11 protein-coding genes are annotated in these 13,875 nt (G+C 61.4%); 10 read left to right on the forward strand and 1 reads right to left on the reverse strand.

From position 1 onward, the window contains the following. Positions 1-265 precede the first annotated feature (265 nt). The 9 genes from ftsX (at position 266) to J3U06_RS02165 (ending at position 11,327) form a co-directional block, all read left to right on the forward strand. Complete coding sequence (gene ftsX / locus J3U06_RS02125; RefSeq protein WP_024626676.1) at positions 266-1,189, forward strand: permease-like cell division protein FtsX; 924 nt, start codon at positions 266-268, stop codon at positions 1,187-1,189. A gap of 87 nt (positions 1,190-1,276) precedes the next feature. Then, the gene (locus J3U06_RS02130; RefSeq protein WP_267399563.1) at positions 1,277-2,665 is read left to right on the forward strand and encodes a CHAP domain-containing protein; all 1,389 of its coding nucleotides are present in this window, start codon (positions 1,277-1,279) and stop codon (positions 2,663-2,665) included. Positions 2,666-2,758: 93 nt separating this feature from the next. Next, positions 2,759-3,235: an SsrA-binding protein SmpB gene (gene smpB, locus J3U06_RS02135; protein WP_267444155.1), complete on the forward strand. Its 477-nt coding sequence runs from the start codon at positions 2,759-2,761 to the stop codon at positions 3,233-3,235. Between the two features lie 288 nt (positions 3,236-3,523). Beyond that, positions 3,524-4,462 (forward strand): ABC transporter substrate-binding protein, encoded by a 939-nt coding sequence (locus tag J3U06_RS02140; RefSeq protein WP_267444156.1) that lies wholly within the window; start codon positions 3,524-3,526, stop codon positions 4,460-4,462. A 109-nt stretch (positions 4,463-4,571) separates the two neighbouring features. Further along, the gene (locus tag J3U06_RS02145; RefSeq protein ID WP_267399566.1) at positions 4,572-5,546 is read left to right on the forward strand and encodes an amino acid ABC transporter permease; all 975 of its coding nucleotides are present in this window, start codon (positions 4,572-4,574) and stop codon (positions 5,544-5,546) included. 28 nt (positions 5,547-5,574) lie between these two features. Further along, positions 5,575-6,375 carry an amino acid ABC transporter ATP-binding protein gene (locus J3U06_RS02150; protein ID WP_267430589.1) on the forward strand — a complete coding sequence of 267 codons (801 nt, stop codon included), beginning with the start codon at positions 5,575-5,577 and terminating at the stop codon, positions 6,373-6,375. Positions 6,376-6,462: 87 nt separating this feature from the next. Further along, positions 6,463-8,355 carry a glutamine--fructose-6-phosphate transaminase (isomerizing) gene (glmS, locus tag J3U06_RS02155; RefSeq protein WP_267430224.1) on the forward strand — a complete coding sequence of 631 codons (1,893 nt, stop codon included), beginning with the start codon at positions 6,463-6,465 and terminating at the stop codon, positions 8,353-8,355. Between the two features lie 6 nt (positions 8,356-8,361). Next, positions 8,362-9,114: a pseudouridine synthase gene (locus tag J3U06_RS02160; RefSeq protein WP_267444157.1), complete on the forward strand. Its 753-nt coding sequence runs from the start codon at positions 8,362-8,364 to the stop codon at positions 9,112-9,114. Positions 9,115-9,224: 110 nt separating this feature from the next. After that, positions 9,225-11,327 carry a beta-galactosidase gene (locus tag J3U06_RS02165; RefSeq protein WP_267444158.1) on the forward strand — a complete coding sequence of 701 codons (2,103 nt, stop codon included), beginning with the start codon at positions 9,225-9,227 and terminating at the stop codon, positions 11,325-11,327. Here J3U06_RS02165 and J3U06_RS02170 read toward each other — a convergent pair. Beyond that, the gene (locus tag J3U06_RS02170) at positions 11,284-12,081 is read right to left on the reverse strand and encodes a type III pantothenate kinase (RefSeq protein ID WP_267444159.1); all 798 of its coding nucleotides are present in this window, start codon (positions 12,079-12,081) and stop codon (positions 11,284-11,286) included. The two genes, J3U06_RS02165 and J3U06_RS02170, sit on opposite strands and share 44 nt — an antisense overlap. A 145-nt stretch (positions 12,082-12,226) precedes the next feature. On the opposite strand from J3U06_RS02170, the gene J3U06_RS02175 reads away from it, so the two are divergent. After that, on the forward strand, positions 12,227-13,873 hold the full coding sequence (locus J3U06_RS02175) for an ABC transporter substrate-binding protein (RefSeq protein WP_267444160.1): 1,647 nt from the start codon (positions 12,227-12,229) through the stop codon (positions 13,871-13,873). Positions 13,874-13,875: the final 2 nt, after the last annotated feature.

A 13,875-nucleotide genomic window follows, 5' to 3' on the forward strand; every position in this document is an offset into this window, starting at 1 on the left:
CGACCGGCAAATCCGGTCAGGCTACGGCCCAAATGAAGCAGGACGACGCGCAATCTTCAAAGCAAGTCTCCAGCAAGAGCAAGATCAGTAAAAAGGACTCGACCAGCGAAATCGATCATGATGTCGAGCCTTACGATGCTGAGTCCATGGGGGCCCCGCCGGCCCCGCCCGCTCCCCCTGAAGCCCCCAAGGCGGCCAGGAAGTCCCAACAAAAGAGCGACGCAAAGGCTCGGGATGAGCATCATGACAAGAAGAAGGCGGCACGATGAGACTGCGGTTCATCCTTTCCAGCACCTGGGACAACCTGCGGCGCAACGGGTCCATGATCCTCTCGGTCATGCTGGTCACTTTCATCTCCTTCCTCTTCATCGGCGCATCGGGCCTTATGCAGGCGCAGATCAGCAAGGCCAAGGGGGACTGGTACGACCAAGTGGAGGTGGTGGTCTGGCTGTGCCCGGACGGCGCCAGCCAGGCGGCATCCTGCGCGACCGGCAAGGCGCCCACGAACGACGAGATCGTCAAGCTGGAGAACACCATCAATACCGAGCTGCGCGACTCTGTGGCAAAAATCACCTACCAGAGCCGGGAGGACTTCTTCAAGAACACCTTCCTCAAGCAGTACCCCAACGGCACATACGAGGGAAGGACCATGACCGCAGCGGACATGCAGGCCTCCCTGCGTCTCAAACTCAAGGATCCCACCAAGTATCAGGTGGTCTCCGAGGTGCTGTCAGGACGTGACGGCGTGGAGGAGGTGTCCGACCAGCGCCAGATATTCGACCCGGTCTTCAAGATCCTCAACAGGGCTACGGCAGTCACCCTGGTTCTGGCCGTCGTCATGGTGATCGTGGCCATCCTGCTGACTGGCACCACCATCAGGATGAGTGCCGCCTCGCGTCGCAACGAGACCGAGATCATGAGACTGGTAGGAGCCTCCAACTGGACAATACGACTGCCCTTCATCCTGGAGGGCGTGGTGGCATCCTTGCTGGGATCTCTTCTGGCTGTCGGCGCTCTGAGCGCCATCGTCAAGCTCTTCATCACGGACTGGCTGGCCCGTACGGTCCAGTGGATGCCCTACGTGGATCAGTCCACGGTCCTGCTGATGGCACCGGCGCTGATCCTGGGGGCCATGCTCTTGTCCGCATTGGCCTCTTCCATCTCCCTGCGGCGGTATCTGAGGACCTGATCCGCGGCGACGGGCCGATCGATCTTATGGGTACGAGCTCTGCCATAATGATGACTAGCATGGATAAGTGATAGTGAGGACTTGACCATGAATCGTACGAAACACTTGGAAGCCATCTGCGGCCTGGTGGGGTCGTTGGCCATGATGCTGGGCGGTGGGATCCTGGGGTTGACAGTGGCCCCCGCACCGGCCCGGGCCGATTGGAGTAGCTATCAGCAGAAGGTACAGAGCCATGAGGCTCTGAAGAGCAAGCTGGCGGGTGTCAACAGCGAGCTGGCCAACCAGATTCTCAGTCTCAGCGATCTGACTGCCAACCAGATCCCGGCAGCTCAGCAGAGTGCAGTCGAAGCTCAGCAGCAGGCCGAGCAGGCCGACAGTCTGGTTCAGGCCACCAACGACCGACTGCAGGCGGCCCGCAAGGATCGTGCCGACCTGGAGGCTAAGATCCGTCAGACCGGCATCGACTATGACGACGCCAAGGCCGGTGTAGCGCAGATGGCGAGAAAGAGTTTCCACGGCTCTGAGGTTTCCCAGGTCATGGACGTGGTGACCAAGTCCTCCAGCACCAAGGATTTTGTGGACAAGATGCAGTCCGATGCAGCCGTGACCCGATCCGAGGCCAATACGGCCAATGATGCCGCCAACACCCTCAATTCGTCCATGAATCGCAAGCAGCGTCTCGAGGCCATTGAGGAGCAGATCAGCACCTTGAAGGCCAAGGCCGACCAGCAGCAGGCAGCGGCACAGCAGGCGGCAGCTGCGGCGCAGGCCAAGCAGGACAGTCTGCAGGCCTTGCGCGACCAGGGAACCGCAGCACGCAAGCAGCTGGAGGGGCAGAAGGCTGCCCTGACCACTCAGTCAGCCCGTGAGGCCGCTGATATCGTGGCCACCGAGTCTATGATCGATTCCCTCAACACGGGCAATGCCGGCGGCGGGGCCGATCCCCATGCCGGTGGCGCCCAGCAGGTCGGCGGTGGCGGCCCTGCACCATCGCCGGCTCCGCGCCCGTCTCCGCCGAGCAACGGAGGTGGTGGAGGTGCCTCCGGTATGAATTACGGGGTACCTGGCAGCTGTCCTGAGGGCTCTGGGTTCTGCTACGGCCATCCTACCGGCAATTCGGTGGGCGGCAGTGCTTACCCCGCCCGTCAGTGCACGCTCTGGGCTTACATCCGGCGCTCGCAGCTGTCCCTGCCTGTGGGATCCTATATGGGTAACGGAGCTGAATGGGCCAATACTGCACGTGGTCTGGGCTACCTGGTCAACAACACTCCGCACGTCGGAGCCGCCATGGTCTTCGCCCGTGGTCAGCGGGTCGGTTACTGGAACGCCGACTGGACCTATGGCCATGTGGCCGTGGTCGAGCGGGTCAATGGAGACGGGTCTGTGCTCATCTCCGAAGGAGGCACTGGATTTGCCTCATTCCCCGCCTATGAGACGGTTTACGGGGCTGGCAACTACCAGTACATTCATTACTGACATCGAAGCGGACCAGGTCCGCCACCTGGGACGCCACTCCTAGCCGTCCGGCCTACCAGGCGACATGATCGGCATGGTCCGGAGGAGGACATCATGGCTAAGGAGACTGGCACGTCGATGATTGCCCAGAATCGCAGGGCCCGGCATGACTACCAGATCGAGGATCGGTATGAGGCCGGCATCGCCCTGACCGGGACTGAGGTCAAGTCCTTGCGCGAAGGGCGGGCCTCCCTGGCTGAGTCATTCGTCAGCATCGACCCTCGGCACGAGGTCTGGCTCGAGAACGCGAATATCCCCGAATATCTCAACGGCACCTGGAACAACCATGCCCCCAAGCGCAAGCGCAAGCTGCTTCTGCATGCCAAGCAGATCATTCGCCTGGAGCGGCAGATTCAGGCCAAGGGCTACACCATTGTCCCCCTGAGTCTGTATTTCAAGGATGGCAGAGTCAAGGTGGAGATCGCCGTGGCAAGGGGCAAGCGTGAGTATGACAAGCGCCAGTCCCTGCGTGAGGAGCAGGACCGTCGTGAGGCCCAAAGGGCCATGCGCTATCGGAACCATCGGGGCTGAAACACGTGCTGATGTGCTTTCCGATTCTCAGATGATTCTTGGATAGGGACGACTGACTACTGATATTGCCTTGCACTATGCAGGTCGACACGCCCGGAGCTAAGGCGTCCGGCGGTGTTCTATAAGCTTCTGAAGCTTGTAGTAAAGCCAAAATCCGCCCTGAAGAGCAAACCATGATTGATGATCATCAGTCAGTTGGATGCATAAAAATACAAATCTGTGCATAATAGTGCATGTCAATCAAGGGATACGGAGGGTCGCCTCGGGCGGTCCGGAAGAGGAGAAGACATGGGCAAGATCAAGGCGATGCTGACGGCGGCTCTGAGTGTCGCCCTGCTGGCCTCCATCGGGGCCTGCGGAACCACCGACGAGGCGGACAACAACAGTGCGTCGGGTAAGGCCACAACAAGTTCCCATCCTGCGGCTTTTGACGTCAGTGGCATCAAGAAGGATCCGGCCATCGCGGCCAAGGTGCCTGAGTCGGTTTCCAAGGACGGCAAGTTGACCGTGGGCATGGAGACCTCGTATGCTCCGGGTGAATTCATGAATGAGGACGGAAAGACACCGATTGGCTATGACGTGGACTTGTCGAACGCCATTGCCAAGGTGATGGGGCTCAAGGGGGAGATGTTCAGTGCCTCCTTCGATACCATCATCCCCGCCATCGGCAGCAAGTACGACGCGGGTATCTCCAGCTTCACCATCACCAAGGAGCGGATGCAGTCGGTCGACTTCGTCACCACCTTCAAGGCGGGCACGGCCTTTGCCGTCAAGAAGGGCAACCCCTCCAAGATCAATCCTGACGACATCTGCGGCGTCAAGGTCGGTGTGCAGACGGGCACTATCGAAGAGCAACAGGCTGCTGACAAGATCTCGGCAGAGTGCAAGGCCAAGGGCAAGAAGCCGGTTGATGTGCAGTCCTACAAGCAGCAGACCGATGCCGCCACGGCAGTGGTCAACGGCAAGATCGACGTCTTCTACGCCGACTCCCAGGTGACCGGGTATGCCATTAAACAGACCGACGGCCAGTTGGAGAAGCTGGGCAAGGATACCGACATCGTCCTGCAAGGTGCTGCCCTCAAGAAGGGCAGCGGCATGGCCGAGGCCACCCAGGCGGCTCTTCAGAAGTTGATCGACGATGGCACCTATGCCAAGATCCTCAAGAACTGGGGCGTTCAGAGCGGTGCTGTTGAGAAGGCGGAGATCAACCCTGCGGTCTCTGACTGAGGCAAGCCTCCAGGCGCGGGTCGGTTCAACAACCGGTCTGCGCCTAGCGGTTGGCCTGGCTGGATAGGCTAGGCCTGAATAAGTTCAGCGGTGCGGAAGGAAGCAGGAGATGCATACCAAGAAGGGGACGGACCAGATTCAGATCCCCGGCAGAATAGAGGCCAGGCCGGTGCGCAAGCCGGGGCCGATTGTGGCTGCCGTCATCGTGGCCATTTTCGTGGCCATGCTGATCCACGGCATGGTGACCAATCCCAACTTTGATTGGCCTACGGTCTGGAAGTACCTCTTCAACGAGCATGTCCTGGATGGCATCAAGTGGACTCTTCTGCTGACTGTCTACGCCATGGTTCTGGCCACAATTCTGGCCATCATCCTGGCAGTGATGCGCAAGTCGTCCAATCCGGTCCTGCGCTGGGTCAGCTGGTTCTTCATCTGGTTCTTCCGTGGCACTCCTGTATATACCCAGCTGGTCTTCTGGGGTCTGCTTTCCGTGCTGATTCCCAAGCTGGCCATCGGCATCCCCTTCGGGCCCGAGTTCTGGAGCGTCGACACCAAGACCGTGCTCAACGCCACCGTGGCCACGGTTCTGGGCCTAGGACTGAACGAGGCTGCCTACCTTTCCGAAATCGTCCGTGCCGGCATCGAGGCCGTAGATCCTGGTCAGGAGGAGGCCGCCAAGGCTCTGGGCATGCCGCCCGCCATGATCATGAGGCGGATCGTCCTGCCTCAGGCCATGCGCATCATCGTGCCGCCTACCGGCAATGAAACCATCGGCATGCTCAAGACCACATCCCTGGCTCTTGCCGTGCCCTTCACCCTGGAGCTCCAGTTCGCCACCAACGCCATCGCCAACCGCATCTACAAGACCATCCCGCTGCTGATTGTGGCCTGCATCTGGTACCTGGTCATCACCTCTGTTCTGATGGTTATCCAGGCCCAGCTGGAGAAGCACTACGGCAAGGGCTTCGACTCGCGGCCGCTAGCCGGGTCGGGGGCCAAGGACGGCAAGGATGGCGAGGATCCTCAGACTCGTCAGGAGACCGACAAGGTCAACAAGGTCATGATGGCCGGGCTGAACGCCTGAGCGCAGGAGGAGAATCATGGACGAGGATATGCAGACCAAGAAAGACGGTCAAGGCGGCAAGGATCCGGCCATCGTCATCAGGAATGTGCACAAGGTATTCGGCGATCAGCATGTGCTGCGGGGAATCAACCTAGAGGTCATGCCCGGCACGGTAACGGCCGTCCTGGGGCCTTCCGGTTCGGGCAAGTCAACGCTGTTGCGGCTGATCAACCAGCTGGAGACCCGCACAGCCGGCGAGATCTATGTGGATGGCGAGCTGACTGGATACCGGAAGATCGATACGGGTAAGGGCCCTGTGCTGCAGACCTTGGATGACAAGGCCATTGCCAAGCAGCGTTCCAAAATCGGCATGGTCTTTCAGCGCTTCAATCTCTTTCCTCACATGACGGCCTTGGAGAACGTCATGGAGGCGCCGGTTCATGTGGGCCGGGTTCCCAAGACCGATGCCCGCCAGGAGGCTCAGGCCCAGCTGAAACGTGTAGGGCTCGAGGACAGGATGGACTACTACCCTGCCCAGCTCTCCGGCGGTCAGCAGCAGCGTGTGGCCATTGCGCGAGCCTTGGCTATGCACCCCGACATCATGCTCTTCGATGAGCCCACCTCAGCCCTGGATCCGGAGCTGGTGGGGGAGGTTCTGGGGGTTATGCGGCAGGTTGCCCAACAGGGCATGACCATGGTGGTGGTCACCCACGAGATGGGCTTCGCCCGCGAGGTGGCCGAGCAGATCGTCTTCATGGACCAAGGCGTTGTGGTGGAACAGGGAGGCCCTGACATCATCGACCATCCTCGCACCGAGAGGTTCGCCGAATTCCTGCACACTGTGCTCTAGCCTCAGGCTCTGTTCAGGTTGTAGAAATTCCGGCAAGAAGCCCCGTGGGCGGGCAGCGGCGAAACTCCCAAGGTTAGACTGGGGCCCATGTGTGGAATCGTCGGTTATGCGGGATCAGTACGGACGGCCTGCGGCAGGCCCTTGGAGGTCTGCCTCAAGGGTTTGGAGCGTTTGGAGTACCGAGGGTATGACTCGGCCGGAGTGGCCCTGGCTGCCCCTGTGATGACGCGGGTGGCCGTACGCAAGAAGGCAGGACGCCTGGGCAATCTGGTCGCCGATCTGAAGGCCAAGCCCATGCCCGAGGCCACCGTAGGCATCGGCCACACCCGTTGGGCCACCAACGGAGAACCCACTGATGTCAACGCTCATCCCCACATCAGCCGTGACGGCAAGGTCGCGCTTATCCACAACGGGATCATCGAGAACGCCTCCAGGCTGCGGCTGGACCTGGAGACCGAGGGATACACTTTTGTGTCCTCTACGGATACCGAAGTGGCTGCCAAGCTCCTGGGCAAGATCGCCCAGGAGATCGTCGACGCCACCGGCCAGCCCGATATCTTCGAGGCCATCAGGCGGCTGGCCCGCATGCTCAAGGGAGCTTTCACCATCCTGGCAGTGGACTCGAGGCAACCTGATCTGGTAGTGGGTATCCGACACGATTCGCCGCTGGTGGTCGGTCTGGGAGACGGAGAGAACTACCTGGGTTCCGATGTGGCCGCCTTCGTAGCCTATACCCGCCAGGCCATGGAGCTGGGGCAGGACCAGGCCGTCTGCATCAGCGCGGACCAGGTCAAGGTCACCGACTTCCAAGGGCATCCGGTGGAGCACCCGCGCCGTTACACCATCGACTGGGATGCCTCAGCCGCCGAAAAAGGCGGATGGGATTCCTTCATGGACAAGGAGATCCACGAGGACCCTGCGGCGGTCTCCAACACCCTGCTGGGCCGGTACGACGAGTCGGGCGACCTGGATTTGGACGAGGTTCATATCGACGAGGAGGTCTTCCGCCAGATTGACAAGATCATTGTCGTGGCCTGCGGGACGGCCTCCTACGCGGGGCTGGTGGCCAAGTACGCCATCGAGCATTGGGTTCGTATTCCGGTGGAGGTCGAGCTGGCCCATGAGTTCCGCTACCGTGATCCCATCCTGACCCCACGCACCCTGGTCGTGGCCATTTCCCAATCAGGGGAGACCATGGACACGTTGATGGCGCTTCGGCATGCACGGGAGCAGGGTTCAAGGGTACTGGCCATCTGTAACACCCAGGGGTCCACCATCCCCAGGGAGTCTGATGCCGTGCTCTACACCCACGCCGGCCCCGAGGTGGCTGTGGCCTCCACCAAGGCCTTCCTGGCTCAGATCGTGGCGGCCTACCTGCTGGGGCTGTACCTGGCCCAGGTCAAGGGGACCATGTATCGAGACGAAATCCACCAGACCATCGACAGCCTCAAAGCCATGCCAGCCAAAATCCAGAAGGTGCTGGACGGGCAGGCCGAGGTCATCAGCCAGACGGCTCAGCGCATGTCCAAGGCCCGCTCCTTCCTCTTCCTGGGTCGGCATGTGGGCTATCCGGTGGCCCTGGAAGGGGCGCTCAAGCTCAAGGAGATCGCCTACATCTTTACCGAGGGGTTCGCCGCTGGTGAGCTCAAGCACGGGCCCATCGCCCTGGTGGAGCCGGGGGAGCCTGTGGTGGTCATCGTCCCCAGTGCACGGGGTCGCAATGTGCTGCACGACAAGGTCATCTCGGCCATTGAGGAGGTCAAGGCCCGTGGTGCCTTCACCATCGTCGTGGCCGAGGAGGGCGACCCGGATGCCGACCGCTATGCTGACGTGGTCTTTTGGCGGCCGCCCTGCCCGACCCTGCTCAGCCCCCTGGTTGATGTGGTTCCCCTGCAGCTGTTCGCTCTGGACATGGCACGGCTCAAGGGTCTGGACGTGGACAAGCCCCGCAATCTGGCCAAGTCGGTCACGGTGGAATAGGGTCCCATGGCTGTCGGGTCCGAGCAGCAGGGACACCGGATGGTTCTGGAGGAGCCGCAGATTCCCTTCGAACCCAGAATCATATACGAGGATCAACGCATCATTGTGGTCGACAAGCCCCATTTTCTGGCCACTATGCCGAGAGGGATGTGGTATGCCAGTACCGTGCTGATCCGGATGCGTCGGCTCTACGGGGAGCCCGACATCATCCCTGCCCACCGGCTGGACAGGGCCACAGCAGGTGTGCTGGTTCTGGTACGAGATCCGTCTGCCAGGCGGTCCTATCAGATGCTCTTCCAGGAGCATCGCGTGCGCAAGATCTACCAGTGTCTGGCGCCGGTACGACCCATAGCTCGCCCGCTGACCGGCACCGTGCGACACCTGGATCCGCCCCGGGTCTTCCCGCTAGAGCGCCGCTCCAGGGTGATCAAACGCCGAGGGGTTCTCCAGGCCTGGGAAGAGCGCGGGCCGGTCAATGCCGTTACTCGAGTCGAGCTGACAGCGGGCCATGGATGTCTGGCCACCTACACCCTCTACCCAAAGACCGGCAAGACCCACCAGCTACGTGTGCACATGAACGCTCTGGGTCTGCCCATAGTGGGCGACGACCTGTACCCACGAATCCAGACCCGGGCCTATGACGACTTCTCCCGACCACTGCAATTGGTGGCCCGTGGCATGGAATTCACCGACCCCTTCACCGGGGGTAAGCGTGCCTTTGTCTCCTCAGTCCCCTTGGATCCTCAAGGCGAGGACTAAACAGTCAGCCTGGTGGGACATAATGGTCAGGGGGTCCCGGAGCCGCGGGACGACGTGGACGCGGCAGGTATCCCCGTCCGAGGTTTGAGACGGACCAGGAGGTTCTACCCATGAGCAAACCGACACGGCGGCCTTATCGATGGCCCAAGCATCTCAAGGGTCAGCAGTCCCTCTGGTACGGCTGCGACTACAACCCCGACCAGTGGCCTGAGGATACATGGGATGAGGACATCAGGCTGATGACCAAGGCAGGGGTCAACGTGGTGGCCTTGGCGGTCTTCTCCTGGTCGCGCATAGAGCCCAGCCAGGGGGTTTTCGATTTCGATTGGTTGGATCGGATCATTGACAAGCTTGGTCGGGCCGGCATCGGGGTCAATCTGGCCTCGGCCACGGCTTCGCCGCCGCTTTGGCTGACTCAGGCCCATCCTGAGGTTCTGCTCAGGGACGAGCGTGGCGACACGGTTTGGCCCGGGGCCCGGCAGCATTGGCGGCCTACCTCGCCGGTCTTCCGTTCCTACGCCTTGAAACTCTGCCGGGCCATGGCCGAGCACTACCGGGACAACCCCTATCTGGTGGCCTGGCATGTGGGCAATGAGTATGGCTGCCACAATCGCTTCGACTATTCCGATGATGCTATGCGGGCCTTCCAGCGCTGGTGCCGCCGCCGTTACAAGGACATTGAGGCCGTCAATCGCGCCTGGGGCACGGATTTCTGGTCACAGAGGCTGAGCGATTTCTCGCAGATTCTGCCGCCGCGTTTCATTGGCCAGGGGAATTTCCAGAATCCGGGCCGCATGCTGGACTTTGAGCGGTTCAGCTCTGACGCCCTCAAGGATTTCTACATGGCCGAGCGTGACACCTTGGCTGAGATCACCCCGGATATACCTTTGACCACCAACTTCATGGTCAGTGCCGGCGGATTCGCCCTGGACTACGACGACTGGGGCAACCAGGTGGACTTTGTGGCCAACGACCACTATGTGACGCCGGGCAGGGATCATCTGGAAGAGTTGGCCTATTCCTCCAGCCTGGTGGATGCCATCGCCCGTAGGCGCCCCTGGTGGCTTATGGAGCAGGCCACTTCGGCGGTCAACTGGCGGCCGGTCAACCCCCGCAAGGAGCCCGGACAGCTGGAGCTCGACTCCCTGGCTCACCTGGCACTCGGGGCTGATGCCATCTGCTACTTCCAGTGGAGGCAGTCTCGGGCTGGGGCGGAAAAGTTCCACTCGGCCATGCTGCCTCATGCAGGTAAAGACACGGCAGTCTTCCGCGACGTCTGCCAGCTGGGAGGGGACCTGCAGGGCCTCTCGCAGGCTGGTTTGGCTGGTACCATGCTGGCCAAGGCCCCGGTGGCCCTGGTATTCGACTATGCAAGCCAGTGGGCCAGCTCCCACGCAGCCTCACCCAGCGACCGGGTCGAGCATGGCCAGGAGCCGCCGGTCTGGTACCGGGCCTTCCTTGACAACACCATCCGACCTGATGTCCTGCCAGTCAGGGCCGACTGGGAGGAGTATCCGTTGGTGGTACTGCCAGCCCTCTACCTGATCGACGCTGAACTTTCCAAGCGGCTGCACAAGTATGTGCATGGTGGAGGGCGGCTGATCGTCACCTGGGGCAGCGGCATCGCCGACGAGCAGGACCGCGTCTGGACCGGCGGCTATCCAGGGCCGCTTCGGGACCTGCTGGGTCTGTCGGTCGAGGAGTTCGCACCCATGGCTCCCGGCACGCCTGGTGTGCTGGACCATCTGGATCTGACCGACGGGGTTACGGCGCACGACTGGGCCGATGTCATCGGTCACCTGGACAAGGACACCGAGGTCCTAGCTAACTACCGGGCGGATCCCTGGACAGGGATGGATGGCATGCCGGCCATGACCGTCCATGATTGGGGTCATGGCAAGGCCGCCTACCTGGGTTGCCGTCTGGATGCCCAGGGTCTGGCCAAGGTTCTTCCTGCCCTGTTGGAGGCCCTGGATGTCGCTGATATGCGGTCGGCCCATGCAGACTCTGATCTGTTGAGAGTTGAGCGAGTCAGCAAGGATGATCGGACGCGCTTCGTCTTTCTGTTCAACCGGACCAGGCATCCAGTGCAGGTTCAGCTGGAGGGCCAGATCTTGGTGGGTTCACTGGCCGGCATTGACGGGGATGGCAAGCAGGCCAGTCTGCAGGTCAATGGCGCGTTGGTGCAGCGTGTGGTCGGCCATCGGCATTGAGCTGGTGAATCCTGTACATGCCGGCGAAGATCAACTCGGGATCGTAGACCTCGATCAGATCGGTGTCTTCTGAGGAGGTACGGCCCATGCCACCCGTGGCCACCACGTGGAAGTCCCGGTCTATCTCGCTGCGGTATTGGCGGATGATCCGCTCCAGGCCGCCGAGGAAGTTGTAATAGAGCCCGGCCTGCATGGCCGTCCTGGTACCAGTTGCCATGATGGACTGAGGGCGGGTGATCTCCACCTGGGGAAGTTGGGCGGTCTGGCCGGCAAGGGCCTGGGCTCCCGAGCGGATGCCCGGCACGATCAGGCCTGAGCGAATGGCGCCCCTGTCATCCACATAGTTGAAGGTGGTGGCCGTGCCGAAGTCGATAACCAGTACAGGCCCTCCGTAGCGGTGGAAGGCGCCCACGCAGTCAGCCAGGCAGTCGGCGCCCAGGGAGCGCGGGTCGTCCAGACGGATGTTCATGCCCGTCTTCACGCCAGGGCCCACCACCATGGGGTCGATGGAAAAGAAGCGGATCAGGCAGGACCTGACGGCGTGCATGACCGCAGGGGCCACTGAAGAGATGATGGCGTCCTGCACATCCGCAGTCTTGTAGCCTGCCAGGGCCATGAGCTGCCCTAGCAGAAGCCCGAACTCATCGGCCGTGTGATCGATCCTTGTGGTCAGCCTGTAGGAGGCGGCGACCTGGTCGCCCTCCATGAATCCGACCTCGATGTTGGTGTTGCCGATGTCGATGGCCAGCAGCATGTCTCTTCCTCCCTGCCGTCGTCCGGGCGCGTGGCGCTTTCCGAATCCATCCTAAGCGCATAAGCCTGTGTAATGGCTTCGGGGAGTATGCTGGTGGGCGGTGATCGACCAGAATGGCGGTCAACCACAGCATAAGGATTCGTCAATGAACGCAGATCGACACGGCACGCATGCCCATGACAGCGTGACCGCAGCAGATACAGACGTGGCCCAGGAACCAGGCCCAAGCACTGACCCTGAACTCAACGCCAGGATCAGACCCATGAAGTCGGGCGGCAACACCCTGCCCTGGAAGCTGCTCAGTCTCCTGCTGGCACTGGCCTTGGCTATCTCCCTGTGGACAGGGCATCGTGGAGTCGCTGGTCAGGCCGAGGGCGGGAGCGTGGCGGATACGGTCACTGTGGGCCTCAAGCTGGCTCCCACCAATCTGGACATCCGCAACCAGTCGGGTACGGCGCTGGATCAGCTCCTGATCGGCAATGTCTATCAGGGTCTGGTGTCACGAGATTCTAGGAATCGGGTGCGCCCAGGGCTGGCAAAAAGCTGGAATATCTCCGAGGATGGCCTGGTCTACACCTTCCATCTGCATGAGGGCATCCGCTTCTCCAACGGCCATGCTCTTCGGGCCCAGGACGTGGTCGACTCCATTCGCGGACTTATGGCAGGTCACTATCAGGGCAGCGAGATGTTGGAGGGTTTCCAGGGTGTGGAGGCGACAGATCCGCTGACGGTGCGCCTGACGTTGTCCAGACCCTATCAGGATCTGCTCTGGCAACTGAGCGGGCGGGCCGGTCTGGTCTTTGACCGGCGGGCTCATTACGACATGAAGACCCAGGCCGTGGGATCCGGCCCATACATGCTGGCAAGCTTCCGTCCTAACGACTCGGTCACACTCAAGGCCGATCCACACTACTGGGGCAGCGACAAGCCTAAGACGCCAACCATCGTCATCCGTTACCTCAATGATGACAACGCCGCCGTCAACGCCCTGCGTAGCGGGGATGTGCAGGTGCTGGCTCCGGTCACCGAGAACCTGGCCAGTCCCTTCCGCAAGAGCCCCGACTTCCAGGTCAAAGCGGGCGACGATACCGACAAGTACGTCCTGGCCATGAACGGCAAGGGTGGTGCCACATCCGATCCACGGGTGCGTCAGGCCATCCGCCATGCCATCGACCATCGGCAGCTGATCGCCTCCCGGGGCGGATCGGATAGGGCTCTGGGTGGACCCATACCCTCCTTGGATCCCGGCTATCAGGATCTGACCAGGCTCTATCCCCACGATCCGGAGCAGGCGCGGCGGCTTCTGGCCCAGGCCGGGTATGGTCCCGAACACCGGCTCAAGCTACGACTGACCTATGCCAACACCTATGGCAGCGAACTGGGCGATCAGCTGCGCTCGCAGCTGCGTCAGGTGGGCATCGACCTGGATGTGCGGGTGGTGGAATTTTCAGTCTGGCTCCAGGACGTGCATGCCAACAAGGACTATGACCTGTCTTTGGTGGATCATGGCGAGAGCCACGACTTCCACCAGTGGGCCAACCCCGGCTACTACTACAACTATGACAATCGTCAGGTCCAGGAGCTTTACCGTCAGGCCATGGCCACGACCTCTGCCGATGACTCCGACAGGCTCCTAGCCCAGGCTGCCTGGATCGTCAGCAAGGACGCAGCGGCGGACTGGCTCTTCAACTACCGGGTGACCACGGCCTGGCGGAAGGGGTTGGAGGGCTTCCCGGTCGATCTGAACCAGTCTCTCATGCCCTTATCTGACGTGATTTATAGGCGGGGGTGACC

Source organism: Bifidobacterium sp. B4142, assembly GCF_026537325.1.
Lineage (GTDB): Bacteria > Actinomycetota > Actinomycetes > Actinomycetales > Bifidobacteriaceae > Bombiscardovia.

Coding starts and splice junctions, on each gene's coding strand:
- J3U06_RS02170 (WP_267444159.1), bottom strand. CDS start 12,081: ATGCTGCTGGCCATCGACATCGGCAACACCAACATCGAGGTCGGATTC.
- J3U06_RS02160 (WP_267444157.1), top strand. CDS start 8,362: ATGGCTGTCGGGTCCGAGCAGCAGGGACACCGGATGGTTCTGGAGGAG.
- J3U06_RS02150 (WP_267430589.1), top strand. CDS start 5,575: ATGCAGACCAAGAAAGACGGTCAAGGCGGCAAGGATCCGGCCATCGTC.
- smpB (WP_267444155.1), top strand. CDS start 2,759: ATGGCTAAGGAGACTGGCACGTCGATGATTGCCCAGAATCGCAGGGCC.
- J3U06_RS02145 (WP_267399566.1), top strand. CDS start 4,572: ATGCATACCAAGAAGGGGACGGACCAGATTCAGATCCCCGGCAGAATA.
- J3U06_RS02175 (WP_267444160.1), top strand. CDS start 12,227: ATGAACGCAGATCGACACGGCACGCATGCCCATGACAGCGTGACCGCA.
- ftsX (WP_024626676.1), top strand. CDS start 266: ATGAGACTGCGGTTCATCCTTTCCAGCACCTGGGACAACCTGCGGCGC.
- J3U06_RS02130 (WP_267399563.1), top strand. CDS start 1,277: ATGAATCGTACGAAACACTTGGAAGCCATCTGCGGCCTGGTGGGGTCG.
- glmS (WP_267430224.1), top strand. CDS start 6,463: ATGTGTGGAATCGTCGGTTATGCGGGATCAGTACGGACGGCCTGCGGC.
- J3U06_RS02165 (WP_267444158.1), top strand. CDS start 9,225: ATGAGCAAACCGACACGGCGGCCTTATCGATGGCCCAAGCATCTCAAG.
- J3U06_RS02140 (WP_267444156.1), top strand. CDS start 3,524: ATGGGCAAGATCAAGGCGATGCTGACGGCGGCTCTGAGTGTCGCCCTG.